21 protein-coding genes are annotated in these 24,353 nt (G+C 71.5%); 6 read left to right on the forward strand and 15 right to left on the reverse strand.

The features are described 5' to 3' along the window. Positions 1-72: 72 nt before the first annotated feature. The 12 genes from ACQEVM_RS25950 to ACQEVM_RS26005 form a co-directional block, all read right to left on the reverse strand. Positions 73-408: an RNA polymerase-binding protein RbpA gene (locus ACQEVM_RS25950; RefSeq protein ID WP_007263454.1), complete on the reverse strand. Its 336-nt coding sequence runs from the start codon at positions 406-408 to the stop codon at positions 73-75. 172 nt (positions 409-580) lie between these two features. Continuing rightward, on the reverse strand, positions 581-811 hold the full coding sequence (secG, locus tag ACQEVM_RS25955; RefSeq protein WP_433085375.1) for a preprotein translocase subunit SecG: 231 nt from the start codon (positions 809-811) through the stop codon (positions 581-583). Between the two features lie 135 nt (positions 812-946). Next, the gene (gene tpiA / locus ACQEVM_RS25960) at positions 947-1,723 is read right to left on the reverse strand and encodes a triose-phosphate isomerase (protein WP_433082883.1); all 777 of its coding nucleotides are present in this window, start codon (positions 1,721-1,723) and stop codon (positions 947-949) included. Between the two features lie 6 nt (positions 1,724-1,729). Then, positions 1,730-2,941 (reverse strand): phosphoglycerate kinase, encoded by a 1,212-nt coding sequence (locus ACQEVM_RS25965; protein WP_433082885.1) that lies wholly within the window; start codon positions 2,939-2,941, stop codon positions 1,730-1,732. A 151-nt stretch (positions 2,942-3,092) separates the two neighbouring features. Next, the gene (gene gap / locus ACQEVM_RS25970; RefSeq protein ID WP_433082887.1) at positions 3,093-4,097 is read right to left on the reverse strand and encodes a type I glyceraldehyde-3-phosphate dehydrogenase; all 1,005 of its coding nucleotides are present in this window, start codon (positions 4,095-4,097) and stop codon (positions 3,093-3,095) included. A gap of 220 nt (positions 4,098-4,317) precedes the next feature. Continuing rightward, positions 4,318-7,281, reverse strand: a complete 2,964-nt coding sequence (locus tag ACQEVM_RS25975; RefSeq protein WP_433082889.1) for a M14 family zinc carboxypeptidase — start codon at positions 7,279-7,281, stop codon at positions 4,318-4,320. Between the two features lie 154 nt (positions 7,282-7,435). Continuing rightward, a complete protein-coding gene (whiA, locus tag ACQEVM_RS25980; RefSeq protein WP_433082891.1) occupies positions 7,436-8,431 on the reverse strand; it encodes a DNA-binding protein WhiA in 996 nt (331 codons plus the stop codon). Further along, complete coding sequence (locus ACQEVM_RS25985; protein ID WP_351376403.1) at positions 8,422-9,468, reverse strand: gluconeogenesis factor YvcK family protein; 1,047 nt, start codon at positions 9,466-9,468, stop codon at positions 8,422-8,424. The genes whiA and ACQEVM_RS25985 overlap by 10 nt, the downstream gene beginning before the upstream one ends. Beyond that, a complete protein-coding gene (gene rapZ, locus ACQEVM_RS25990) occupies positions 9,465-10,412 on the reverse strand; it encodes an RNase adapter RapZ (RefSeq protein ID WP_053681595.1) in 948 nt (315 codons plus the stop codon). Before rapZ ends, ACQEVM_RS25985 begins: the two co-directional genes overlap by 4 nt. Then, a complete protein-coding gene (gene uvrC, locus ACQEVM_RS25995; RefSeq protein ID WP_433082894.1) occupies positions 10,409-12,424 on the reverse strand; it encodes an excinuclease ABC subunit UvrC in 2,016 nt (671 codons plus the stop codon). The genes rapZ and uvrC overlap by 4 nt, the downstream gene beginning before the upstream one ends. Positions 12,425-12,603: 179 nt before the next feature. Beyond that, positions 12,604-13,410, reverse strand: coding sequence for a hypothetical protein (locus ACQEVM_RS26000; protein WP_433082896.1), 807 nt, complete (start codon positions 13,408-13,410; stop codon positions 12,604-12,606). Positions 13,411-13,414: 4 nt separating this feature from the next. Beyond that, positions 13,415-14,005, reverse strand: a complete 591-nt coding sequence (locus ACQEVM_RS26005; RefSeq protein ID WP_433082898.1) for a papain-like cysteine protease family protein — start codon at positions 14,003-14,005, stop codon at positions 13,415-13,417. 250 nt (positions 14,006-14,255) lie between these two features. On the opposite strand from ACQEVM_RS26005, the gene ACQEVM_RS26010 reads away from it, so the two are divergent. Beyond that, entirely contained in the window at positions 14,256-15,194 is a 939-nt protein-coding gene (locus ACQEVM_RS26010) for a hypothetical protein (RefSeq protein ID WP_433082900.1), read from the forward strand. Positions 15,195-15,277: 83 nt separating this feature from the next. Here ACQEVM_RS26010 and ACQEVM_RS26015 read toward each other — a convergent pair whose 3' ends face one another. Continuing rightward, positions 15,278-15,709: a Rieske (2Fe-2S) protein gene (locus tag ACQEVM_RS26015; RefSeq protein ID WP_433082902.1), complete on the reverse strand. Its 432-nt coding sequence runs from the start codon at positions 15,707-15,709 to the stop codon at positions 15,278-15,280. A 123-nt stretch (positions 15,710-15,832) separates the two neighbouring features. Between ACQEVM_RS26015 and ACQEVM_RS26020 the strand changes: the two genes are divergently transcribed. Continuing rightward, positions 15,833-16,702, forward strand: coding sequence for a carbohydrate kinase family protein (locus tag ACQEVM_RS26020; protein ID WP_433082903.1), 870 nt, complete (start codon positions 15,833-15,835; stop codon positions 16,700-16,702). Between the two features lie 42 nt (positions 16,703-16,744). Here the strand turns inward: ACQEVM_RS26020 and ACQEVM_RS26025 are convergent, their stop codons facing one another. Beyond that, complete coding sequence (locus ACQEVM_RS26025; protein WP_433082905.1) at positions 16,745-17,350, reverse strand: TetR/AcrR family transcriptional regulator; 606 nt, start codon at positions 17,348-17,350, stop codon at positions 16,745-16,747. Positions 17,351-17,419: 69 nt separating this feature from the next. Here ACQEVM_RS26025 and ACQEVM_RS26030 point away from each other — a divergent pair, with 69 nt between their 5' ends. Then, complete coding sequence (locus tag ACQEVM_RS26030) at positions 17,420-18,070, forward strand: NAD(P)-dependent oxidoreductase (protein WP_433082907.1); 651 nt, start codon at positions 17,420-17,422, stop codon at positions 18,068-18,070. A gap of 150 nt (positions 18,071-18,220) precedes the next feature. Here ACQEVM_RS26030 and uvrA read toward each other — a convergent pair whose 3' ends face one another. Then, the gene (gene uvrA / locus ACQEVM_RS26035) at positions 18,221-21,238 is read right to left on the reverse strand and encodes an excinuclease ABC subunit UvrA (protein WP_433082909.1); all 3,018 of its coding nucleotides are present in this window, start codon (positions 21,236-21,238) and stop codon (positions 18,221-18,223) included. A 187-nt stretch (positions 21,239-21,425) separates the two neighbouring features. Here uvrA and ACQEVM_RS26040 point away from each other — a divergent pair, with 187 nt between their 5' ends. The 3 genes from ACQEVM_RS26040 (at position 21,426) to ACQEVM_RS26050 (ending at position 24,333) form a co-directional block, all read left to right on the forward strand. Further along, on the forward strand, positions 21,426-22,124 hold the full coding sequence (locus ACQEVM_RS26040) for a maleylpyruvate isomerase family mycothiol-dependent enzyme (RefSeq protein ID WP_433082911.1): 699 nt from the start codon (positions 21,426-21,428) through the stop codon (positions 22,122-22,124). A gap of 9 nt (positions 22,125-22,133) precedes the next feature. Beyond that, on the forward strand, positions 22,134-22,790 hold the full coding sequence (locus ACQEVM_RS26045) for an MBL fold metallo-hydrolase (RefSeq protein WP_433082913.1): 657 nt from the start codon (positions 22,134-22,136) through the stop codon (positions 22,788-22,790). A gap of 223 nt (positions 22,791-23,013) precedes the next feature. Further along, positions 23,014-24,333, forward strand: coding sequence for an MFS transporter (locus ACQEVM_RS26050; protein ID WP_433085377.1), 1,320 nt, complete (start codon positions 23,014-23,016; stop codon positions 24,331-24,333). Positions 24,334-24,353: the final 20 nt, after the last annotated feature.

The following is a 24,353-nucleotide window of genomic DNA, read 5'->3' on the forward strand; positions in this document are numbered from 1 at the left end:
CGTGTCTGCCGCGGGGCCGGGCCCCAAGTCACTCTTGAGTGCGAACCGGCCGGAGGCCGAGGTTCGGACGGTTCAGATCTCGCCGCGGAGCTTGGCGAGGGCTTCGGCGAGGATCGCCTCGCCGTCGGCGTCGGTACGCCGCTCCCGCACGTACGCCAGATGTGTCTTGTACGGTTCGGTGCGCGGCGGAGCCGGCGGGTTGTCCCGGTCCTGGCCGGCCGGGAACCCGCAGCGCGGGCAGTCCCAGGTGTCCGGCACCTGCGCGTCGCTGGCGAAGCTGGGCTGTGTCTCGTGCCCGTTCGAGCACCAGAAGGAGATGCGCAGGCGGGGCGCGGACTCACCGCGCTCGGCCTCGCCCATCGGCCCCGCTCCGACCCGACTGCCACGGATCGCGTTGCCACTTGCCACGGTCGTAACTCCCTGCGTGATGGTGCCGCGGAGTGCGAGTGGAGGTCCGCTGACGCGGGCGCCCGAGCCTACGGAGGACCGGGCGACCGTCCAGGAACTGGAAGGACCGCCCCCGCAAAGGCCCATGATAGGCCGGGGAGAGCCCGCCGGACCGCCGGAATGGCCGGAACGGTCAGCCGGTCGACTTCATCATCAGGCCGAGCGTCACGATGCACGCGAACCAGAGCAGACCGATGACGACGGTGATCCGGTCCAGGTTGCGCTCGGCGACCGAGGAACCGCCGACCGACGACTGCATGCCGCCGCCGAACATGTCGGAAAGGCCGCCGCCCTTGCCCTTGTGCATCAGCACGAGCAGCATCAGCAGGGCGCTGAAGACGATCAGGGCGATCGAGAACCCCATAATCACGGCTGATTCCTACTTTCTGGCTTTTCCGGGATGTGCGCGGGGGCCAGTGGCTGGTGGTTCAGCCTCCTGGCCCCCGCAAGGGTACGACGGATCCGCCCTACCGCATACTCGCTGCGATATTCACACAGGTCACTGGTCGCGGAACCGGACGATCTTGACGAACTCGTCGACGTCCAGCGCGGCGCCGCCGATGAGCGCGCCGTCGACGTCGGGCTGCGCCATGATCGCGGCGATGTTGCCGGACTTCACCGAGCCGCCGTACTGGATGCGGACCTTGTCGGCCAGCTCCTGGGAGTACAGCTCGGCGAGGCGACCGCGGATCGCCCCGCAGACCTCCTGCGCGTCCTCGGGGGTGGCGACCTCACCGGTGCCGATGGCCCAGACGGGCTCGTAGGCGATGACGATGGACTCGACCTGCTCGGCCGGTACGTCCTTCAGTCCGCCGTCGACCTGGGCCAGGGTGTGCGGGACCTGCTCGCCGGCCTTGCGGACGTCGAGGCCCTCGCCGACGCAGAGGATCGGGGTGATCCCGTGCTTGTAGGCGGCCTTGACCTTGGCGTTGCAGATCTCGTCGTTCTCGCCGTGGTACTGGCGGCGCTCGCTGTGGCCGACGGCCACGAACGAGCACTTCAGCTTCGACAGCATGGGGCCGGAGATCTCGCCGGTGTAGGCACCGGAGTCGTGCGCCGAGATGTCCTGGGCGCCGTACTTGATCTTCAGCTTGTCGCCGTCGACCAGGGTCTGGACCGAACGCAGGTCGACGAAGGGCGGCAGCACCGCGACCTCGACGGCGTCGTAGTCCTTGTCGGCCAGGGCGAACGCGAGCTTCTGGACGTGCGCGATGGCCTCGAGGTGGTTGAGGTTCATCTTCCAGTTGCCCGCCATCAGCGGGGTACGCGAAGTCACTTTGGTTCAGACCTCCAGTGCGGCGATGCCGGGGAGCGTCTTGCCCTCGAGGTATTCGAGGGAGGCGCCGCCACCGGTCGAGATGTGGCCGAAAGCGTTCTCGTCGAAGCCGAGCGTGCGCACGGCGGCGGCGGAGTCCCCGCCTCCGACCACGGTGAACGCGTCGCTGTCGACGAGGGCCTGCGCGATTGCACGGGTGCCGCCGGCGTAGTCGGGGTGCTCGAAGACGCCCACGGGACCGTTCCAGAAGACGGTCTCCGCGTCGGCGATCTTCGTCGCGTACAGCTCGCGGGTCTTGGGACCGATGTCCAGACCCTCCCTGTCGGCGGGGATCTTGTCCGCGTCGACGGTGATGAACTCCGCGGGGGTCTTGCCCTTGAGGTCGGGGAAGTCCGTGGAGGCGAGGATGTCGACGGGGAGGACCAGCTCGACGCCGTTGGCCTCGGCGCGCTCCATGTACTCCTTGACGACGTCCACCTGGTCCTTCTGGAGCAGGGAGATGCCGACCTCGTAGCCCTTGGCGTAGAGGAAGGTGTAGGCCATGCCGCCGCCGATGAGGAGGCGGTCGGCCTTGCCGAGCAGCTCGTCGATGACGGCGAGCTTGTCGGAGACCTTGGCGCCGCCGAGGATGACCACGTACGGGCGCTTGACCTCGGCGGTCAGCTTCTTCAGGACGTCGATCTCCGCGGCGATGAGGTAGCCGACCGCGTGCGGCAGGCGCGCGGGGAGGTCGAAGACCGAGGCGTGCTTGCGGTGCACGGCGCCGAAGCCGTCGCCGACGTAGACGTCGGCGAGTTCGGCGAGCCGGTCCGCGAAGGCGCCGCGCTCGGCGTCGTCCTTCGAGGTCTCGCCGGCGTTGAAGCGCAGGTTCTCGATGAGGGCGACCTCGCCGTCGGCGAGCGCCGCGACGGTCTCCTTGGCGGAGGCGCCGACGGTGTCCGTGGCGAACGCGACGTTCTTGCCGAGCAGTTCGCCGAGGCGGACCGCGGCCGGGGCCAGCGAGAAGGCCGGGTCCGGGGCGCCCTTGGGGCGGCCCAGGTGCGAGGCCACGACCACGCGGGCGCCGGCTTCGGCGAGCTTCGCGATGGTCGGCTGGACGGCGCGGATGCGGCCGTCGTCGGTGATCTTGCCTTCGGCCAGCGGCACGTTGAGGTCGGCCCGGACGAAGACCCGCTTGCCGGAGACGCCCTCGGCGAGAAGTTCGTCGATCGTCTTCATGTGTCTTTCTGCTCCTTTTCCCCACGCAGGGCCTTGTGCCCGTGCGGGGCGAGAGGGACGAGGCAAGCCACAGGGCCCGCACAGCGCTTCATCGCGCTGCCCGAGCCCTGTGCCTACATCGTGGTGCCTTGCCTTGAAACCTTGATGACCCTCAGAGCCGCTCGCCGACGAACACGGTCAGGTCGACGAGGCGGTTGGAGTAGCCCCACTCGTTGTCGTACCAGCCGATGACCTTGACCTGCTTGCCCTGGACCATGGTCAGGGAGGAGTCGAAGGTGCAGGAGTACGGCCAGTTCACGATGTCGGAGGAGACGATCGCGTCCTCGGTGTAGTCCAGGATGCCCTTGAGCTGACCCTCGGAGGCCTTCTGGAACGCGGCGTTGACCTCGTCCTTGGTGACCTCGCGCTCCAGCTCGATGACCAGGTCGGTCACGGAACCGGTGGGGACCGGGACGCGCATCGCGATGCCGTCGAGCTTGCCCGCCAGCTCCGGGATGACCAGCGCGGTGGCCTTGGCGGCACCGGTGGTGGTCGGGATGATGTTCTCGGCGGCGGCGCGGGCGCGACGCAGGTCCGAGTGCGGGAAGTCCAGGATGCGCTGGTCGTTCGTGTACGCGTGGACCGTCGTCATCATGCCCTTGACGATGCCGAAGTTCTCCAGGAGGACCTTGGCCATCGGCGCCACGCAGTTGGTGGTGCAGGAGGCGTTGGAGATGACGTGGTGGTTGGCCGCGTCGTACTTGTCCTGGTTGACGCCCATCACGATCGTGATGTCCTCGTCCTTGGCCGGAGCCGAGATGAGGACCTTCTTCGCGCCGGCCGCGATGTGCTTGGCGGCGTCGGCCTTCTTCGTGAAGATGCCGGTCGACTCGATGACGATGTCGGCACCCAGCTCGCCCCAGGGGAGGTTCGAGGGGTCGCGCTCGGCGAAGGTCTTGAAGGTGTTGCCGCCCACCGTGATGGTGTCGGCGGTGTGGGAGACCTCGTGCTTGAGGCGGCCCAGGATGGTGTCGTACTTGAGCAGGTGCACCAGGGTGGCATTGTCAGTCAGGTCGTTGACACCGACGATCTCGATGTCCGCTCCCTGCTCCAGGAGCGCACGGAAGTAGTTGCGGCCAATTCGGCCAAAACCGTTGATGCCTACGCGGATCGTCACGAACCGATCTCCTCGTTGGTGCGCCGGCCTGTCCGCCGGCGAGCTGTATGGGATGTCCCCGACCGCTTACGACCCTACCTCTCCGTGAGCTTCGGAGTGACATCGGCCGGGGACTGACACACCCTTGTCCGCCAGGGAGGTCCTGCGCCGCAAGCGCCGGCGCGGGACCTCCGGGACCTTCGCCCCCCTCACTCAAAGTGAGCGACGGGAGGGGTGCGGCTCAGTGGTTCAGTGAACGGAACGCCTTACCGACGAGTACGGCTCGGTCCTTCGCGGTCGGCAGGTGTTCCAGGCCGAAACCGACCAGTACGGTGTCACGCGTAGTCACCGCCGCGTAGGACTTGAACAGCTCCCCGGACCGGGACCAATCGCCCGGAACGTCGGGGCTTCCGGCAGGTGCGGGCCCGGCGCTCCAGGCGCCCAGCGAGGTCTCGAAGCCCTCGACGGCCTGGTCGGCTCCGGCCACGTTCAGCCGTGCCTCGTCCGCGAAGACCCCGCGGCCGCCCGATCCCGGGTCGGTGACGTACGACAGCGAGACCTCGACGGTCTTGCCGGCGTACGCGCTCAGGTCGAAGGAGACCTGCTTCCAGCCGCCGGAGGATCCGGTGAAGCTGTTCCACGCCCCGCTGGTGCCCTGCGGGGCGCAGCCGCCGCCGTCGAGCGTCAGGTAGTGGCGCAGGAACGGGTGGCCGTTCAGCAGGAACCCGCCCTCGCACTCGGTCGGGACCGCGGCGCTGGTCAGACCGCTCGCCTCGGGCAGCGTCGTCCAGTCTTCGCCGCCGGCCGTACGGGCCTCCAGGGCGGCGTGGTCGTAGCCCTCCTCGGTGTTCCAGTTCAGGGCCATCCGCAGGGCCGGCTTGTCGGCGGCGGAGACCTTGGTGAGGTCCACGGTCCGGGTCAGCCGCTTCCAGTCGTCGTCCGTGTGCAGGGCCGAGGCCATGCCGGCGCCGGCGTAGGGGGCGTACGGGTTGACGACCCCGGCGTACTGGCCCGCCTGGGCGCTCTTGAACCGCGGGAACTGCGCGGCCGGCAGGGTGTCCGAGGTGACGGTGTAGGAGCCGGGCGCGTTCAGCGGGTTGCCCGCCGCGTCCCCGAGGCCGCCCGCGGCCCCGGCGAGGCCGCCGGCCCCGGTGAAGCCGGTGGGGGCGCTCACGCCCGCCCGGCCGTAGGCGCCGAGCCAGTACTGGCTGAAGTCGTTGGTGACGGCGGGGCCGACCTGGGCGTTGCCGCCGGCCAGTTCGCCGGCCTCGATCAGCTTGCCGCCCTCGTTGAGGAAGTCGCGGATCGCCAGCTGGGTGTCACCGCCGGGGCTCTTGGCCCCCGTGTAATGGACGGCCGTGCGGAAGTGCGAGAGGACTCCGAGGGGATGCGGGGCGCCCTGGACGGCGACGTCCCAGACGGCGGCGGACCGCCCGTTGGCGCGCAGCGCGTCGACGTACGTCCGCGCGTGCTGCGCCGGGGCGCCCTCCTCCGCGATCACCAGTACGTCCGCGCGGGGCCGCTCGGCCACGGTGTACGTGAAGTGCTCGCTGGAGACCCGCTTGCCGGAGCGGTCGCGGCCGGTGAACCAGACCTCGACCTTGTCGCCGGACCTGGCGCCGTCGACCTTCGCCCGGTACTCGTCGAACCAGTTGTTGTCCTCGCCGCCGTAGGTCTCGCCGCCCTTCCAGGCCTTGAGGTCCTCGTCGTGGGTGCGACCGCCGTTGATCCGGAAGTTGAGTTCCTTGTCCCTCAGCGCCTTGCGGGCGGTGACGGCGACCGTCTGGTCCTCGCCGCGGGCGACGTAGGAGGTCGTGAACGGGTCCACGGTGAAGTCGGCGGCCTTCAGGCCGACGGAGGACGCCGGCTGGTCCGGGCGCGCGGCGCTCTCGCCGACGGCGAGCGCGAAGGGGACGTTCTTGGCGAACTCGGCCTGGATCAGCTTCTCGTCGTCGGGGAAGTTGAATCCGGAGGCGCAGTCCTCGGGCTTCCACCGGTCGTTCGGGTCGCTCGCGGAGGCCGTCTGGCAGGTGGTCATCTCCGGCGTGAACATCATGACGCCGTTGGCGTTGGCGGCGTGTCCGTCGGCCTCGCCGTTCGTGGTGTACAGCTCGGAGGAGAGCTGCGGGTAATAGCCGGGGACGGCCGGGTTCTCGGGGGTCCCGGCGAGCGCCTTGTAGGCGACGTCGTCGGGGGTCGGCGTGGCCACCTGCCAGCCGACCCCGTAGAGGAGCAGTTCGGACGCGGAGTGGTAGTTGATGGCGTACTCGAAGCCGATGCGCTTCTCGAACCGGTCGAGCGCCGCGGTCTCGGGCTCGGAGCCGGCCTTGGGGCCGCGGTAGGTCTCGCTCGCCTCGTTCGGCGAGGAACCCTCGTTGTCGTAGCCCCACTTGTAGGCGAAGTTGCGGTTGAGGTCGACGCCGTCGCCGGCCGTGATCTTTCCGTCGCCGTTGTTGTCGCGGAGGTTCTTGCGCCACAGGCGGGCGGAGTCGGCGGTGAAGGTGTGGTCGTAGCCGTCCGGGTTGGCGGAGAGCAGGAACCACAGCTCGGTGGAGTCGACCAGCCTGGTGATCCGGGCGTCCTTGCCGTAGCCGTCGAGGGTCTGGTGCATCAGCCGCCGGGTCATCTCGGGGGTGATCCACTCGCGGGCGTGCTGGTTCGACATGTACAGGACGGCGGGCTTGTCGCCGTCCTTGGCCTTCTTGGCGTTCTTGGTGACCTTGAGAGCGAGGATGTCCTTGCCCTGGACGGTCTTGCCGATGGAGACGACCTTGGTGAGTGCCGGGTTCTCCCGCGCGGTGCGCAGGATCTCCTCCTGGAGGCCGCCCTTGCCGCTGTACGGGCGGAACACCCCGTCGCCGGCGGCCTTCTCGCGGGCCGTCACGCCGGCGGCGGTCCTGCGCTCGACCGGCTTCACGCCACGGGCCGCGAGTTCCTTCGCCTGGCCGGCGGTCAGGAACAGCTCGACCTTGGCGGTCCCGTGCTCGGGGGCCCGTTCGGTGAGCTCGTGGGCGTCCTGGCCGGCGGCGAGGACCAGCGGTACCTGTTCGCGGGTGATGTCCGCGTCGTAGACCCGCACCTCGTCGGAGGCGGCGGATCCGTCCTGGGCGGTGGGCTGCGCCTGGGCCGCGACGGGTAGCGCGGCCAGTGTGGTTCCGAAGACGAGTGCGCTTGCGGCGAGGATCGATCTCGCGCGGTGCCTCATGTGCCCCCCTGGGCGTCGTCTGCCACGAAAGCGTTCGGACGACAGGCTCACGACCGCTCATGCGCATGTCAATGGGGCGTACCGAAAGGTGCCCGCACGATTCACTCGTGCGGGCACCCGGGGACCACGGTGGGCTCTCGCGTCGGCGCGCGGGTCAGCCGACCATGTTGTCGGCCAGTTCCTCACTGAGGTCGAGGTTCGATTCGGTGCCCGGGATGCCCAGGTCCTGGGCACGCTTGTCGGCCATCGCCAGCAGGCGACGGATCCGGCCGGCGACCGCGTCCTTGGTCAGCGGCGGGTCGGCGAGCGCGCCCAGCTCCTCCAGGGAGGCCTGCTTGTGCTCCATGCGCAGCCGGCCGGCGGCCGCGAGGTGCTCGGGGACCTCCTCGCCGAGGATCTCCAGCGCGCGCTGCACCCGGGCTCCGGCGGCCACCGCGGCGCGGGCGGAGCGGCGCAGGTTGGCGTCGTCGAAGTTGGCCAGGCGGTTGGCGGTGGCGCGGACCTCGCGCCGCATCCGCCGCTCCTCCCAGGCCAGGACCGAGTCGTGCGCGCCCAGTCGGGTGAGCAGGGCGCCGATCGCGTCGCCGTCGCGGACGACGACCCGGTCGACACCGCGGACCTCGCGCGCCTTGGCGGCGATGGAGAGCCTGCGGGCGGCGCCCACCAGGGCCAGGGCGGCCTCCGGACCGGGGCAGGTGACCTCCAGGGAGGACGACCGACCCGGCTCGGTGAGGGAGCCGTGGGCCAGGAAGGCACCGCGCCAGGCCGCCTCCGCGTCGCAGGTGGCCCCGGAGACCACCTGGGGCGGGAGGCCCCGGATGGGGCGCCCCCGGCCGTCCACGAGGCCCGTCTGGCGTGCCAGCTGGTCCCCGCCGGCGACGACGCGCACGACGAAGCGGCTGCCGCGGCGCAGTCCGCCGGGAGCCATCACGACGAGGTCCGAGGAATGGCCGAAGATCTCCAGGATGTCCTTGCGCAGTCTCCGGGCGGCGACCCCCGTGTCCAGCTCCGCCTCGATGACGATGCGGCCGCTCACCAGGTGCAGGCCACCGGCGAACCGGAGGATCGCCGAGACCTCGGCCTTCCTGCAGCAGGTCCGGGTGACGGGCAGGCGAGAGATCTCGTCCTTCACCGCAGGCGTCATCGCCATGGGCCGATCCTTCCATGCATCCGAAAAATACGGTCGTACGCGGCGGCCAGCAGCTCCGGGTCGTGCTTCGGAGAGCCGTCCTGCCTGGCAACCGGCGCCAGCTCGACCGCGGCACCGAACCGTTTCGCGGCATCGGAGAGGGACTCGCGGTCGGGCACGGCGGCCTCGTCGGCCAGCACCACGTCCAGGGCGAGTTTAGGGGCGTGTCGGGCCAAAACCTCCAAATGACGCTGCGGAGAGAAGCCCTCTGTTTCCCCGGGTTGCGGCGCGAGGTTCAGTGAGAGGACTCTTCGGGCCTTCGTCTCCACGAGCGCGTCGAGCAGTTCGGGCACCAGCAGGTGCGGGATCACGGAGGAGAACCACGACCCCGGTCCGAGCACCACCCAGTCGGCGTCGAGCACGGCCGCGACGGCCTCCGGCACGGCCGGCGGGTCGCCGGGAACGACCTGTACGGAGAGCACCTCGCCCGGGGTGAGGGCCACGGTGGCCTGCCCCCGGACGGTGTCCACGTCGTCCGGGCGGGCCGGATCGTGCCCCTTGACCAGCGCCTGGAGTTCCAGGGGCACCGCCGACATCGGCAGTACCCGGCCCTGGGCGCCCAGCAGCTTGCCGACCAGGTCGAGTGCCTGGACGGGGTCGCCGAGCTGTTCCCACAGGGCGACGATCAGCAGGTTGCCGACGGCGTGCTCGTGCAGGTCGCCGCGGGACTGGAACCGGTGCTGGATCACACGGGCCCAGGTCTGGCCCCATTCGTCGTCGCCGCACAGCGCGGCCAGCGCCTTGCGCAGGTCGCCGGGCGGCAGCACGCCGAGCTCCTCCCGGAGCCGGCCGCTGGACCCGCCGTCGTCGGCGACGGTGACCACGGCGGTGAGGTCACCGGTGATCCGTCGCAGGGCGGCGAGGGAGGCCGACAGGCCCTGGCCGCCGCCCAGCGCGACCACCTTCGGCGTGGCGCCGCGGCGACGGCCCGCGCCGTCCTCGCCCCGCCCGGGGGTGAGACGGCGCAGGCGGCGCAGTCTCAGACTTCGTCCGGTCACTCGCGCCCCATGTCCCGGTGCACTACGACGGTCTCGACTCCCTCGGAGGCGAGGCGGGCGGCGAGCTTCTCGGACATGGCCACGCTGCGGTGCTTGCCGCCGGTGCAGCCGACCGCGATGGTCACGTAGCGCTTGCCCTCACGGCGGTAGCCGGTGGCGATGAGCTGGAGCAGCTCGGTGTACCGGTCGAGGAACTCCTTGGCGCCGGGCTGGCTGAAGACGTAGCCCGACACCTCCTCGTTGAGCCCGGTGAAGGGGCGCAGTTCCGGGACCCAGTGCGGGTTGGGGATGAAACGGCAGTCGACGACGAGGTCGGCGTCGACGGGGAGGCCGTACTTGTAGCCGAAGGACATGACGGTGGCCCGCAGCTCGGGCTCCTCGTCGCCCGCGAACTGGGCGTCCATCTTGGCGCGCAGTTCGTGCACGTTCAGGCTGGAGGTGTCGATGACCAGGTCGGCGTCGCCGCGCAGCTCGCGCAGCAGGTCGCGCTCGGCGGCGATGCCGTCGGTGATGCGGCCGTCACCCTGGAGGGGGTGGGGGCGGCGGACCGACTCGAAGCGGCGGACCAGCGCGTCGTCGGAGGACTCCAGGAAGACGATGCGCCGGGTGACGCCCTTTCCTTCGAGGTCGGCGAGGGACTCGCGCAGCGCGTCGAAGAACTGCCGGCCGCGGACGTCGACGACGACGGCGATGCGCGCCACGTTGCCCTGCGAGCGGGCGCCGAGCTCCACCATGGTGGGGATCAGCGCCGGGGGGAGGTTGTCGACGACGAACCAGCCGAGGTCCTCCAGGCACTTCGCCGCGGTGCTGCGGCCGGCTCCGGACATCCCGGAGATGATCACCAGCTCGGGGATGGCCGCCTCGGCGGCCTCGCCGGGCTCCACTGTCGTGCCCGTACTCACCTGTGCTCCGTCTCGGTCGTGCGTGGTCTCGTGCTCGGTCATTGCTCGGTCCCCCGTTCGGACGATGCTCCCGCGGGCGCGGGGGTCTCGTCTTCCATGATCTCTCCTGTCGCCGTGTTGACGGCAGGACCGGCGGGAACCGCGTGGGCGAGGGCCGCGGCCACGGTCTCGGCCGTCTTGCGGCCTATGCCCGGGACCTCGCAGATCTGGTCGATTGTCGCCTGTCTCAGCTTCTTCACCGAACCGAAGTGCTTGACGAGGGCCTGTTTGCGGCTCTCGCCGAGGCCGGGCACGTCGTCCAACGGGCTCGCCTTCAGACGCTTGCCGCGCTTGCTGCGCTGGTACTGGATGGCGAACCGGTGGGCCTCGTCACGGACCCGCTGGAGCAGGTACAGGCCCTCGCTGGTGCGGGGCAGCACGACGGGGTCGTCCTCGCCGGGCAGCCACACCTCCTCCAGCCGCTTGGCCAGGCCGCACACGGCGACGTCGTCGACGCCCAGCTCCTCCAGGGCCCGCTTGGCGGCGGCGACCTGCGGCTGCCCGCCGTCGACCACCACGAGCTGCGGCGGGTAGGCGAACCGCTTCGGCCTGCCGTCGTCCTCGGCCGCGACCTCGCCGTCCTCGGCGTCCTCGGGGGACCACTCCCCCGTCTTCAGCTTCTCCTGGAGGTAGCGGCGGAAGCGCCGCGAGACCACCTCGTGCATGGAACGGACGTCGTCCTGTCCCTCGAACGATTTGATCTGGAAGCGCCGGTACTCGCTCTTGCGCGCGAGCCCGTCCTCGAAGACCACCATCGAGGCCACGACGTCGTCACCCTGGAGGTGCGAGATGTCGAAGCACTCGATGCGCAGCGGCGCGCCGTCCAGCTCCAGCGCCTCGGCGATCTCCTCCAGGGCCCGGGAGCGGGTGGTGAGGTCGCCGGCGCGTTTGGTCTTGTGCAGGGCGAGGGACTGCACGGCGTTGCGGTGGACGGTCTCCATGAGGGCCTTCTTGTCCCCGCGCTGCGGGATGCGCAGGCTCACCTGGGAGCCGCGCCGCTCGGCCAGCCACTCGGTCAGCGCCGCGGTGTCCTCGGGCAGTGCCGGGACCAGCACCTCCTTGGGGACGGCCTCGCCCTTCTCCTCCCCGTACAGCTGCTGGAGGGCGTGCTCGACGAGGCCGGCGGTGTCGACGGCCTCGACCTTGTCGGTCACCCAGCCGCGCTGGCCGCGGACCCGGCCACCGCGTACGTGGAAGATCTGCACGGCGGCTTCGAGCTCGTCCTCCGCGACGGCCACGAGGTCGGCGTCGGTGGCGTCGGCGAGCACGACGGCGTTCTTCTCCATGGCGCGGCGCAGGGCCCCCATGTCGTCGCGCAGCCGGGCGGCCTTCTCGTACTCCATGTCCTCGGCGGCCTCGTGCATCTCCTGTTCGAGGCGGGTGAGGTAGGTGCCGGTGCGGCCGGCCATGAAGTCGCAGAAGTCCTCGGCCAGTTCGCGGTGCTCGTCGGGGGTGACCCGGCCCACGCAGGGCGCGGAGCACTTGCCGATGTAGCCGAGCAGACAGGGCCTGCCGATCTGCGCGGATCGCTTGAACACCCCGGCGGAACAGGTGCGCACGGGGAAGACGCGCAGCATCAGGTCGACCGTCTCGCGGATGGCCCAGGCGTGCCCGTACGGGCCGAAGTAGCGCACGCCCTTCTTCTTGGGCCCGCGCATGACCTGGACCCGGGGGAACTCCTCGTTCATGGTGACGGCGAGGGAGGGGTAGCTCTTGTCGTCCCGGTACTTCACGTTGAACCGGGGGTCGTACTCCTTGATCCAGGAGTACTCCAGCTGGAGCGCCTCCACCTCGGTGGACACCACGGTCCACTCGACGGAGGCGGCGGTCGTGACCATCGTGGCGGTGCGCGGGTGCAGGTTCGCGACGTCCTGGAAGTAACTGGCCAGGCGTTGCCGCAGGCTCTTGGCCTTCCCGACGTAGATCACCCGGCGGTGCTCGTCGCGGAACTTGTAGACCCCCGGGGAGTCGGGGATCTGCCCCGGCTTGGGGCGGTAGCTGGAAGGGTCGGCCATGCCAACCACCCTACTGGCGGCGGCCGACAACGGGCCCCCGGGCACCGGTCACGGTCACGGCGGCGCGCCCGGTCGCGGCCCTTCGGCGCGAGGGTGTCCGGGCGGCGCCCGGGGAGTGGCGCCGCCCGGACCCGCGGGTCCCGGCCCCCTGGCGGAGGGCCGGGACCCGCGGGCCTCCCCTACGGGCGGACCGTGCGGCGGCGCAGGAGCAGGATCCCGGCGCCGCCCAGCACGAGCGCCCCGGCGGCCCCGGCCGCCCCGATCGCCGGCGGGGCCGGGGTCGGGGAGGGCTCGGTGGGGCGGGCCGCCGTCGCCGCGGCGGGTTCGGCGTAGCCGCCGGCCCGGCCGTCCCTGGCGTAGGCCGATCCGGGGAGTTTGTCGCCGTAGGCCTTGGCGACGCGTGCCCGGTAGCCGGTCAGGCTCGTCCCGGCGGCACCCACGGCCCGCGCCGCGTCCTCGTCGAGCGGCAGTACGCGGTCCCCCCGGGCCACGTACCACGCGTCGATCTGCGGCTCGCGGAACACGGTGCCGCCGGGCAGTTTCTCCGCCCCGAGTCCGGCGTAGCGGAATTCGTCGTCGCCGGTGGCGATGTTCACGACCTGCCAGCCGGCGGGCGTCCGGGCGGTCCACAGGGCGGCCCGCTGTCCGTCCGAGGAGACGGCCTGGCTCGCGAGGAACTCCAGGCGGGCCACGGGCGCCCCCGCCTTGCCGGCGACGAAGTCCGGGGAGAGGTGGTGGACGGGGATCGTCTCGCCCTCGATGCGGGGCTTGGCCTGCGCGAGGCCGACCTTGCCCTCGCGGGCGAAGAACCGGGCGAGGGTCGCCAGGGTGTCGGGGGCGACGGCCGCCTGTCGGGCGGCCGCCCGGACGTCGGCGCCGGCGGACGGGGGCTGCGGTACGGGGGACGCCTGGGCCTGCGGGGACAGGAACAGGCAGGCACCGGCGAGGACCGCGGCGGCGGCGGCGCGCAGGGGTGCGGCGGTCACGGCGTCACGCTCCGATCCGGTAGAGGGAGTGGGTCCAGGAGAAGGTGTCGTTGTCGACGTACCAGGCGTGGGAGGCCCAGTTGTAGCGGTCGCTGGAGGGCCAGGGGTCGCCCCAGTAGACCCAGCTGTTCGCGGTGTCGTATCCGTAGATCACGTGCATGTGGCCACCGCCGTTGGACCACTGGATGCGGGTCTCCATGGGTCGGCCGGCGTTGATCTCGGTCTGGACGGTGGAGTACTGGAGCCATCCGGTCACGTAGGAGCCGGAGTTGACTCCGGCCCAGCGCAGGCCGGTCTGGACGTTGCCCAGGGTGGCCTGGTTGTTGGGGCATTCGGTGCCCTGTTGACGGTTGAAGGCGGCGTTGCAGAACTGGTTCTGGCTGTAGGAGCGGCCGAACCAGGTCGCGATCGTGTTGCCGCCCGCGGCCCAGCACCAGTTGGTCTTCTGTTGGGCCTGCATGGTGATGTTCAGGCGCTTGGAGGCGAGAGCGGAGTCCGTGCCGGCGTCGACGGCGGTGGCGGTGCCGGTGGACAGGACGAAGAGCAGGGCGACGAGGAGGGCGGCCGGGGACAGCCGCCGGTTGGGCTTGCGCATCGCGTTCCTCCCGTGGTGGAGAGTGGGGATCGGAGGAGCGCGTCCGGACGCTGTGGAGGAGCATCGGGTGTTGTCGCGATCAGGTCAACACGCTTCAATACGCGGTGACATCGGCGTGTGAACGGGGCAACCGGAATGTGAACGGCCGCCCTCCGTCCACCCGCGCTCACCAGGGCCCACCTGAATTCCGGGCGTCCCGGACGGGGTCTCCCGCCCCGCGGCGCGTGAACGTTCACAGGAGGTTTCCGCCATGCGGACGACCGCGGACAGTGCCCACGACCTGCCACGACTGTTGCGCGCGGGCCCTTTCCACCTCGCGCTGCGGGCCGCGCTGACGGCCCGCGGCCTTCCCCTGCACCGGGTCCAGCACCGGCTCGCCGCACGGGGCATCAAGCTCGGCGTGACGAGCCTGAGTTACTGGCAGCAGGGCGCGCGCCGGCCGCGCCGAGCCGAGTCCCTGAGGGCCGTACGGGCGCTGGAGGAGATCCTGGAACTGCCCGGCGGAACCTTGTCACGTCTGCTGGACACACCCGGGGACACCTCCGCCGAAACGATGCGCCCGCCGGGCCGCTCGTACCGCTCCCTGGTCAGCGTGGGCGCCGCGGTGGAGGAGCTGTTGGCCAAAATGGAGCTGCCCTCGGACGGCGGTCTGCACACGGTCGGCCACCACGAGCGGGTGCGGATCGGCGCCGCCGGCGAGCTGGTGGGTCGGGTTTCGCAGCACGTGGTGCGCGCCCACCGCGACGGGGTCGACCGGTACCTCGCCGTCCACCACGGCGACCCCGGCTGCGACCCCGCCCGGATCCGGGTGCGGGCGGAGGAGAACTGCCGTACGGGGCGGGTGCGGTGGCACCGGGAGGCGGAGGTGGTGGTCGCCGAACTGCTCTTCGACGCACGGCTCCGCGCGGGCGACACGTACGTCTTCGGCTACGGCTTCGAGGACGGCACGGGCGGCCGGTGCACCGAGTACGTGCGCGGCTTCAGCTACACCGGCGGCCAGTACATGCTCCAGGTCCGCTTCGACGAGGCGGCCCTGCCCGTGCGCTGCCGGCGGTTCAGTCGGAGCGGCCCGGGGGCGCGCCGCGACGGCCTGACGGATCTCACGCCGAGCGGCCGGCACCGGGCGGTGCACCTGCTGGAGGAAGGGGTGCGGCGCGGGATCCTGGGCATCGCCTGGGACTGGGAGTAGACCCGTCCGGGGGCTGCCCGGCCCGCGGCTCCCCCGCCCGGAGCGGGGGCTCCCCGGCCTACGGCTCCCCGCCCGGAGCGGGGTCAGCCCGCGACGAGCCGACCGCCCTCGACCTTCACCGGGACCTCGGGCAGCGGGGCGGAGGCCGGGCCGCGCAGCACCTTGCCGGTGGCCACGTCGAAGCGGCTGCCGTGGCAGGGGCAGTTGCCCTCGCCCTCGACGATCTCGTCGAGGACGCATCCGGCATGGGTGCACTGGGCGCTGAACGCCTTGTACCGGCCCTCCGCCGGGCAGCTGACCACGAGCTTGCGCTCGCGGAACAGCTTCGAGCCGCCGACCGGGACCTCGCTCGCCGCGCCCAGTTCGACCGGCTCCGTCGGTACCGCCGGGGAGCCGCCTGCGCTGTTGGTCTCGGTGGAACAGGCCGCCAGGGTCACTCCGGCACCCGCGGCCCCGGCAAGCGCGGCCACGCCCTTGAGCACGGCACGACGGGCGGCGGACTGCGACGCGGACATGGATCTCTCCCGGGATTCGGCGTGGGGTCGGACACGAGGTCGGACACGGGGTTGACCGTGCGGTCCGGCGTGGGATTCGGCCCACCCGACGATACCCGCGCCCGATGGGATACCTTCCCCCGCGTGATCGTCGTCGGTGGAGAAGCCCTGATCGACCTGGTGCCCGTCGCGGAGCCGCCGGGCGCCCTGCTGCCCCGCGCGGGCGGCGGACCTTACAACACGGCGCTCGCGCTGGGCCGGCTCGGCGCCGACGTCGCCTTCTGCTCCCGGGTGTCGACGGACGGCTTCGGCGTTTCGCTGCTGGACGGCCTGCGGGCCGCCGGGGTGGACCTCTCGCTGGTCCAGCGCGGCCCCGAGCCGACCACGCTGGCCGTGCCGTCGCTGGCCCCGGACGGCTCGGCGGCCTACGTCTTCCACACCGAGGGCACCGCCGACCGGCTGTTCACCCTGCCACCGGCCCTGCCGCCCGGTACGCGGGCCCTCGCACTCGGCACCTGCTCCCTGGTGCTGGAGCCCGGCGCGAGCGCCTACGACGCCCTGTTGCGCCGCGAGTCGGGGCGCGGGCTGACGACCCTGATGGACCCCAACATCCGCCCGGCGCTGATTCCGGACGCGGACGCCTACCGGGACCGCTTCCTGCGCCGGCTCCCCCACGTGTCGATCCTCAAGCTCTCCGAGGAGGACGCGGCGTGGCTGGGCGGCCGGGTCGCCGACTGGCTGGCGGCCGGACCGTCGGCCGTGGTGCTCACCCGGGGCGGGGCGGGCCTGACGGTGTGGACGCGCGAGGGCGCGGAGCACTCCGCGCCCGGCCTGCGGGTGCCCGTCGTGGACACGATCGGCGCGGGCGACACCGTCAACGCGGCGCTGCTGCACCGACTGACCGGCCGGCCCGGGCCGGTGGACTGGCCGGAAGTACTGGCGTACGCCGCCCGCGCGGCGGCGGTGACCTGCACCCGTGCGGGCGCGGAGCCGCCGTACGCCACCGAGCTCTGACCTCGCGGCGAGGGATCCGGGTTCACCGGCGCGCGGGTCGCCTCAACGCAGCGCGGCCCAGACCGTGCGGGCCAGGTCCGGGGCGAACTCCTCGACCGGCCGCACCACGTCGGCTCCGGAGAAGTGCAGGAAGAAGGCCCGCTGGAAGCAGGCGCCGAGCAACAGGGCGGCAGCGGCTCCCGGGTCGGCGTCGGGGCGCAACCGCCCCCGGTCTCGCTCGCGCACCAGGTGGCCGGTGAGGGCGTCGAGCATCACGTGCGGTCCGGCGCCGATCTCGCGTACGCCCTCGCGGTGCCGGACGAGCAGGGCGGGGTCCGCGAAGAGCGAGGCCGCCATGGGCATGGCGTCGGCGTAGAAGAGCGAGGCGTGTCGGGCGATCTCGGCCAGTCGGTCCTCGACCGGCTGCTCCCCCGGGTCGGTGGTCAGCGCGGCCGTGAGCGCGGCGGCGTTGGGCCTGCGCTCCATGAGGACCCGGACGAACAGCTCCTCCTTGTTCGCGAAGTACTTGTAGAGCGCGGCTTCCGAGCAGCCGGCCTCGCGGGCGATGGCCTTGGTGGTGGCGTTGGCCAGCCCGGTGGTGCGCATCAGCGTCTCGGCGGCGTCCAGCAGACGCTCCGGGGTGGGGCGGCTTGACGTGGGGGTGGGCATTCACTCACTCTAAGGGGAAACGGGGGTGAGTGAATACTCACCCACCATCAACGGGGGCAGGAGTTCGCCATGAGACTCACGGTGTTCGGGGCCACGGGCGGGGTCGGCCGCGAGGTCGTCCGTCAGGCACTCGACGAGGGTCACGAGGTGACGGCCGTCGTGCGCGACCCGGCGCGGCTGGACGTGCCGGCGCACGACCGCCTTCAGGTGGCCGTGGTGCGGGACCTGACGGACCAGGAGGCCCTGCTCCCGTTCCTCACGGGCCGGGACGCGGTGGTCTCCGCCCTCGGCTCGGCGAACAACAAGCAGGCCCGTCTGACCCCGATCGCCGGTCCGGCCCTGCGGTCGATCGTCTCGGCGATGGACCGGGCCGGGGTGCGCCGCCTGTCGGCGGTGAGCGCCGCCCCCCTGGGCCCGCCGAACCCGAAGGACGGAGTCGTGGCCCGGGCGGTGGTCTACCCGATCCTGCGGCGGGTACTGCGGGACCTGTACGCGGACCTGGCGGTGATGGAGGCGGCGATCAGGGCGGGAGACGTCCAGTGGACGGTGGTCCGCCCGCCGCGCCTGCTGAACCGGCCCCGCACGGGCGCGTACCGCAGGGCCCTCGACGCCAACGTCCCCGACGGCAGGTCCATCGCCCGCGCGGACGTCGCGGACGCCCTCCTGAGCACCCTGACCGATCCGACGACGGTCGGCCACGCGGTCGGGATCGCCACCTGATCACCCGCCCCCGGCCTGCCGTCACCGCCCGCCCGTGACCGCCCGGACGTGACGGAGGGGCGCCCGCGTACGAAGTCGTACGCGGGCGCCCCTCCCCGCACCCGGTCGGCGCCCGCGGGCGCCGACCGGGTGCGGGTCCGTCGACGGGAGTTACGCCTTGCGGGCCCTCGTCGTCTTCTTCGCCGGGACCGCGGCCTTCTCGGCCGCCGCCGTCTTCTTGACCGCGGCCGTCTTCTTCGCCGGAGCCGCCTTCTTGGCGGTGGTCTTCTTGGCCGCGGGCTTCTTCGCCGCCGACCGGGCCGGAGCCGACCCCGCGTCGGAGACCCGGTCCGCGCCCAGGATGTCGCGCAGGAACTTGCCGGTGTGGCTCGCCCCGACCGAGGCGACCTGCTCCGGGGTGCCCTCGGCGACGACCAGGCCGCCGCCGTAGCCGCCTTCGGGGCCCATGTCGACGACCCAGTCCGCCGTCTTGATGACGTCGAGGTTGTGCTCGATGACGATCACCGAGTTGCCCTTGTCCACCAGGCCCGACAGCACCTTGATCAGCTTCGAGATGTCCTCGAAGTGGAGGCCGGTCGTCGGTTCGTCCAGGACGTACACCGTCCGCCCCGTCGACCGCTTCTGCAGCTCGGACGCCAGCTTCACGCGCTGCGCCTCGCCGCCCGACAGCGTCGGCGCGGACTGACCGAGCCGGACGTACCCGAGGCCGACCTCGTTCAGGGTCTTCAGGTGCCGGGCGATCGTCGGCACCGCCTCGAAGAAGTGCAGCGCCTCCTCGATCGGCATGTCGAGGACCTCGGCGATGGACTTGCCCTTGTAGTGGACCTCCAGCGTCTCCCGGTTGTACCGGTCGCCGTGGCAGACCTCGCACGGGACGTACACGTCCGGCAGGAAGTTCATCTCGATCTTGATCGTGCCGTCGCCGGAGCAGTTCTCGCACCGGCCGCCCTTGACGTTGAAGGAGAAGCGGCCCGGCAGGTAGCCGCGCACCTTCGCCTCCATCGTCTCCGCGAAGAGCCGGCGCACGTGGTCGAAGACACCGGTGTACGTCGCCGGGTTGGACCTCGGCGTCCGTCCGATCGGCGACTGGTCGACGTGCACCACCTTGTCGACGAGGTCGTCCCCGTCCACCCGGGTGTGCCGTCCCGGGACGGACCGGGCGCCGTTCAGCTCGCGGGCCAGGTGGGTGTAGAGGATGTCGTTGACCAGCGTGGACTTGCCGGAGCCCGAGACGCCCGTGACCGCCGTGAGCACGCCCAGCGGGAAGGACACGTCGATGTCCCGGAGGTTGTTCTCCTTGGCGCCGTGGACGGTCAGCCGGCGCTCGACGTCCACGGGGCGGCGGACGTCCGGCAGCGGGATGGACCGCTTGCCCGACAGGTACTGCCCGGTGATCGACTCGGTGTTCTTCAGCAGCTCCTTGAGCGAGCCGCTGTGCACCACCTTGCCGCCGTGTTCGCCGGCGCCGGGGCCGATGTCCACGACCCAGTCGGCGACCTTGATGGTGTCCTCGTCGTGCTCGACCACGATCAGGGTGTTGCCCATGTCGCGCAGCCGCACCAGCGTCTCGATGAGCCGGTGGTTGTCCCTCTGGTGCAGCCCGATGGAGGGCTCGTCGAGGACGTACAGCACACCCACCAGGCCGGAGCCGATCTGGGTGGCGAGCCGGATGCGCTGGGCCTCGCCGCCCGAGAGGGTACCTGCGGCGCGGTTCAGCGAGAGGTAGTCCAGGCCGACGTCGACGAGGAACCGCAGCCGCTCGTTGACCTCCTTCAGGACCCGCTCGGCGATCTTCTTGTCGCGGGCGTCGAGCCGCAGCCGGCCCAGGAAGTCCGCGCACTCGCTGATCGACATCGCGGCGACGTCGGCGATGGAGCTGTCCATCACCGTGACCGCGAGCACGATCGGCTTGAGGCGGGTGCCCTCGCAGGTCGGGCAGGGCACCTCGCGCATGTAGCCCTCGAAGCGCTCACGGCTGGCGTCGCTCTCGGACTCCGCGTGCCGCCGCTTGACGAACGGCACGGCGCCCTCGAAGGCGGTGGTGTACGCCCGCTCACGCCCGTACCGGTTGCGGTAGCGGACCTCGATCTGCGTCTTGTGGCCGTACAGCAGGGCCTTGCGCGCCCGCAGCGGCAGTCCGGCCCACGGGATGTCGGTGCGGAAGCCGAGCTCCCCGGCGAGCGCGCCGATCAGCCGCTGGAAGTAGTCCTTGGTGTGCCCGAGGGACCACGGGGAGACCGCGCCCTCGTCCAGGGACTTCTCCTCGTCCGGGATGATCAGGTCCGGGTCGACCTCCATGCGCGTGCCGATGCCGGTGCAGTCGGGGCAGGCGCCGAACGGCGAGTTGAAGGAGAAGGAGCGGGGCTCCAGCTCCTCGAAGGACAGGTCGTCGTACGGGCAGTAGAGGTGCTCGGAGTACATCCGCTCACGCTCGGGGTCGTCCTCGGCGAGGTCGACGAAGTCGAGGATGACCATGCCGCCGGAGAGGCCGAGGGCGGTCTCCACGGAGTCCGTGAGCCGGCGCTTGGCCCCGTCCTTGACGGTGAGGCGGTCGATGACCACCTCGATCGTGTGCTTCTCCTGCTTCTTGAGCGTGGGCGGCTCGGAGAGCTGGATGGTCTCCCCGTCCACCCGCGCCCGGCTGTAGCCCTTGGTCTGGAGGTCGGCGAACAGGTCGACGAACTCGCCCTTGCGCTCGCGCACCAGCGGCGACAGGACCTGGAAGCGACTGCCCTCGGGCAGCGCGAGGACCTTGTCGACGATCGCCTGCGGCGACTGCCGCGAGATCGGCCGTCGGCACTCGGGACAGTGCGGCTTGCCGATGCGCGCGAAGAGCAGGCGGAGGTAGTCGTAGACCTCGGTGATGGTGCCCACGGTCGAGCGCGGGTTGCGCGAGGTGGACTTCTGGTCGATGGAGACGGCCGGGGAGAGGCCCTCGATGAAGTCGACGTCGGGCTTGTCCATCTGGCCGAGGAACTGGCGGGCGTACGACGAGAGCGACTCGACGTAGCGGCGCTGCCCCTCGGCGAAGATCGTGTCGAAGGCCAAGGAGGACTTGCCCGACCCGGAGAGTCCGGTGAAGACGATGAGGGAGTCGCGGGGCAGGTCGAGCGAGACGTTCTTCAGGTTGTGCTCGCGAGCGCCACGAACGATGAGACGGTCGGTCACGCCGGTCCGCACCTTTCTTGAGAGAGCGGGGGCACGGGCCCCCGTCCCAGGGTATGGGGGGCGCCTCTGCGATGGGCTTGATGAGTGGACTTCCGAGCGTATAGCACGCACATTCGATTTACGGCACGCGCAAGACCTGTTCACCCGATCGTGTGGCGGAGGCCTTGCCCGCACTAGGCTCGGAACCATGACTGATCATGTGCACGACCTGCGATCCCTGCGTGAGGCCACCGATCGGTTGCTGACCGCGACCGCGAAACTGGACAACGCCGCCCTGGCCGAGGAGTCACTCCTCCCCGGGTGGACCCGCGGCCACGTCCTGGCCCACCTGGCACGCAACGCGGACGCCCTCGTGAACGTCGTGGAGGGACGCCCGATGTACGCGAGCGGCACCGCGCGCGACGCGGACATCGAGCGCGACTCCGGCCGGCCCCTGGTGGAACAGTTGGAGGACCTGCGGCATTCCGCGGACCGGTACCAGGCGGCGACCGAACTCCCCCAGGACTGGTCCCGGACCGTGGAGCTGCGCAACGGCGTCACCGACTCCGCCGCCCGGATCCCCTTCCGCCGTCTCGTGGAGGTCGAGCTGCACCACGTCGACCTCGGCATCGGGTACGGGCTCGCCGACCTCCCGGAGGAGTTCACCGCCCGCGAGATCGACTTCCTGGCCGAACGCTGGTCCGGCCGTCGGGAGGTCCCGCCGGTGACCCTCGTCCTCGGGTCCGGCGGTCCCGACCGCACCTGGCACGTCGCCGGCGGCGAGGGCGCCCCGGTCACCGTGTCCGGCACCGGCGCCGAACTGCTGGGCTGGCTGGCCGGGCGCGGCGACCTCGGCGCGCACCTGACCGTGGACGGCGGCTCCCTGCCCGCCCTCCCGCCGCTCTAGGATCGACACATGACGTACAGCGGAGCGGTGAAGGTCGGCGGTCCGGCCGACGTGCATGAACTCTCGGACCTGATGATTTCCAAGGTCGCGGTGGGCCCGATGAACAACAACGCCTACGTGCTGCGCTGCCGGGCGACCGACGAGCAGCTGCTGATCGACGCGGCCGCCGAGCCGGAGACGATCCTGCAGCTGATCGGCGACGGCGGAATCGCGTCCGTGGTCACCACCCACCGGCACGGCGACCACTGGGGCGCGCTCCAGGAGGTGGTCGAGGCCACCGGCGCGCGCACGTACGCGGGCGCCTTCGACGCCGAGGGCATCCCGGTGGCCACGGACGTGCCGGTGCGGGACGGGGACACGATCCGGGTGGGTCGCGTCGAGCTGACCGCGCGGCACCTGGTCGGTCACACCCCCGGCTCGATCGCGCTGGTCTACGACGACCCCCACGGGCACCCGCACGTGTTCACCGGCGACTGCCTCTTCCCGGGCGGCGTCGGCAACACCTCGGGCGACGCGAAGGCCTTCGCGCAGCTGATCGACGACGTCGAGCACAAGCTCTTCGAGCAGCTCCCGGACGAGGCCTGGGTCTACCCGGGGCACGGCAACGACACCACGATCGGCACCGAGCGGCCCCACCTGGCCGAATGGCGCGAGCGCGGCTGGTAGCGGTCACCGCCGGCCCGCGGCGGATGTCGGCCGGCCGGCGGTGGTGGTTCGCCGGCCGGCCGAGCACCGGTCAAGGGCCGGTCGGAGCACCGTCAACACCGTGAAGGGGTGCACTCCTTCCGGTCGATGACGGCCGAACGCACGTCCCGAGGGTGTGGGGCGGGGTAGTTCCCGCACCATGCGACAAGACCCCCGCTCCGCCCCCTCCCCGGCACCTCCCTCGATGCTGCGGCTCGCCTCGGCCTCCCTCGCCGGCACCGCCATCGAGTTCTACGACTTCTTCGTCTACGGCACGGCCGCCGCCCTGGTGCTCGGTCCGCTGTTCTTCCCGTCCCTCTCGCCGCTCGCCGGTACCCTCGCCGCCTTCGGCACCTTCGGCATCGGCTTCCTGGCCCGCCCCCTCGGTTCGGCCGTCTTCGGCCACATCGGCGACCGGTACGGCCGCCGTCCCGTCCTGCTGGGTTCCCTGCTGCTGACCGGCCTCGCCACGGTGCTCGTCGGCTGCGTGCCCTCGTACGGGTCCATCGGCATCGCCGCTCCGCTCCTGCTGCTCCTGTTGCGGTTCCTCCAGGGGCTCGGGCTCGGCGGCGAGTGGGGCGGCGCCGTGCTGCTGACGGCCGAGCACGCGCCCGAGCACCGGCGCGGGCTGTGGGCGAGCTTCCCGCAGTCCGGCCCGGCCGTGGGCTTCCTGCTGGCCAACGGCCTGATGCTGACCCTGTCCGCGACCCTGACCGACGCGCAGTTCACCTCCTGGGGCTGGCGGGTCCCGTTCTGGGCCGCCGCGGTGCCGGCGCTGGCCGGGCTGTGGTTGCGGCACTCGGTCGAGGAGACCCCGCAGTTCCGCGCGCTCGCCGAGACCGGCCGTCGGGCGCGGAGCCCGCTCGGCGAGGTGGTGCGGGGTCACTGGCGGCTGCTCCTGCTGACCGGCGGGGCGCTGGCGATCGGTTACGCCGTCTTCTACGCGGTCACCACCTGGTCCCTGGCGTACGCCACCGAGCACCTGCGGGTGGACCGCACGGTCATGCTGGGCTGTGTGATGGCGGCGGTCGCGCTGAAGGGCCTGGCGACCCCGGTGGTGGCGCTGTGCGGCGACCGCTGGGGGCGCCGCCCGTTGTGCCTGGCCGGTTGCGCGCTCTGCGCGGTGTGGATGTTCCCCTTCGTCGCGCTGCTGCGCACGGCGGATCCGCTGTTGATGACCCTGGGCTGCGTCGTGGCGCTGCTGGGCATGGTGACGATGTTCGCCGTGGTGGGCGCGTACCTGCCCGAGCTGTACGCCCCGCGGATCCGCTGCACGGGGGCGGCCGTCGGGTACAACCTGGGCGGGGTGCTGGGCGGGGCGCTGACCCCGATCGTGGCGACCGCGCTGGCGGACGGTTCGGGCCCGCCCTGGGGGGTCGCCGTGTACCTGACCGTGATCGCCCTGGTCAGCCTGGGCTGCTTCGCGCTGCTGCCGGAGACGAACCCGACGGTGCTCGACGAGCGGGCCGCCAAGGCGGCCGGGGGCACGCGAACGGGGGCGGCCGAAGCGGCCGCCCCCGTGTGAGTCGACGGACCCTCGACCCG

It is taken from the genome of Streptomyces sp. CA-243310, from assembly GCF_050936775.1.
Lineage (GTDB): Bacteria > Actinomycetota > Actinomycetes > Streptomycetales > Streptomycetaceae > Streptomyces.

Coding starts and splice junctions, on each gene's coding strand:
- secG (WP_433085375.1), bottom strand. CDS start 811: ATGGGGTTCTCGATCGCCCTGATCGTCTTCAGCGCCCTGCTGATGCTG.
- ACQEVM_RS25965 (WP_433082885.1), bottom strand. CDS start 2,941: ATGAAGACGATCGACGAACTTCTCGCCGAGGGCGTCTCCGGCAAGCGG.
- ACQEVM_RS25975 (WP_433082889.1), bottom strand. CDS start 7,281: ATGAGGCACCGCGCGAGATCGATCCTCGCCGCAAGCGCACTCGTCTTC.
- whiA (WP_433082891.1), bottom strand. CDS start 8,431: ATGGCGATGACGCCTGCGGTGAAGGACGAGATCTCTCGCCTGCCCGTC.
- rapZ (WP_053681595.1), bottom strand. CDS start 10,412: ATGACCGAGCACGAGACCACGCACGACCGAGACGGAGCACAGGTGAGT.
- uvrC (WP_433082894.1), bottom strand. CDS start 12,424: ATGGCCGACCCTTCCAGCTACCGCCCCAAGCCGGGGCAGATCCCCGAC.
- ACQEVM_RS26005 (WP_433082898.1), bottom strand. CDS start 14,005: ATGCGCAAGCCCAACCGGCGGCTGTCCCCGGCCGCCCTCCTCGTCGCC.
- ACQEVM_RS26010 (WP_433082900.1), top strand. CDS start 14,256: ATGCGGACGACCGCGGACAGTGCCCACGACCTGCCACGACTGTTGCGC.
- ACQEVM_RS26015 (WP_433082902.1), bottom strand. CDS start 15,709: ATGTCCGCGTCGCAGTCCGCCGCCCGTCGTGCCGTGCTCAAGGGCGTG.
- ACQEVM_RS26025 (WP_433082905.1), bottom strand. CDS start 17,350: ATGCCCACCCCCACGTCAAGCCGCCCCACCCCGGAGCGTCTGCTGGAC.
- ACQEVM_RS26030 (WP_433082907.1), top strand. CDS start 17,420: ATGAGACTCACGGTGTTCGGGGCCACGGGCGGGGTCGGCCGCGAGGTC.
- ACQEVM_RS26040 (WP_433082911.1), top strand. CDS start 21,426: ATGACTGATCATGTGCACGACCTGCGATCCCTGCGTGAGGCCACCGAT.
- ACQEVM_RS26045 (WP_433082913.1), top strand. CDS start 22,134: ATGACGTACAGCGGAGCGGTGAAGGTCGGCGGTCCGGCCGACGTGCAT.
- ACQEVM_RS26050 (WP_433085377.1), top strand. CDS start 23,014: ATGCTGCGGCTCGCCTCGGCCTCCCTCGCCGGCACCGCCATCGAGTTC.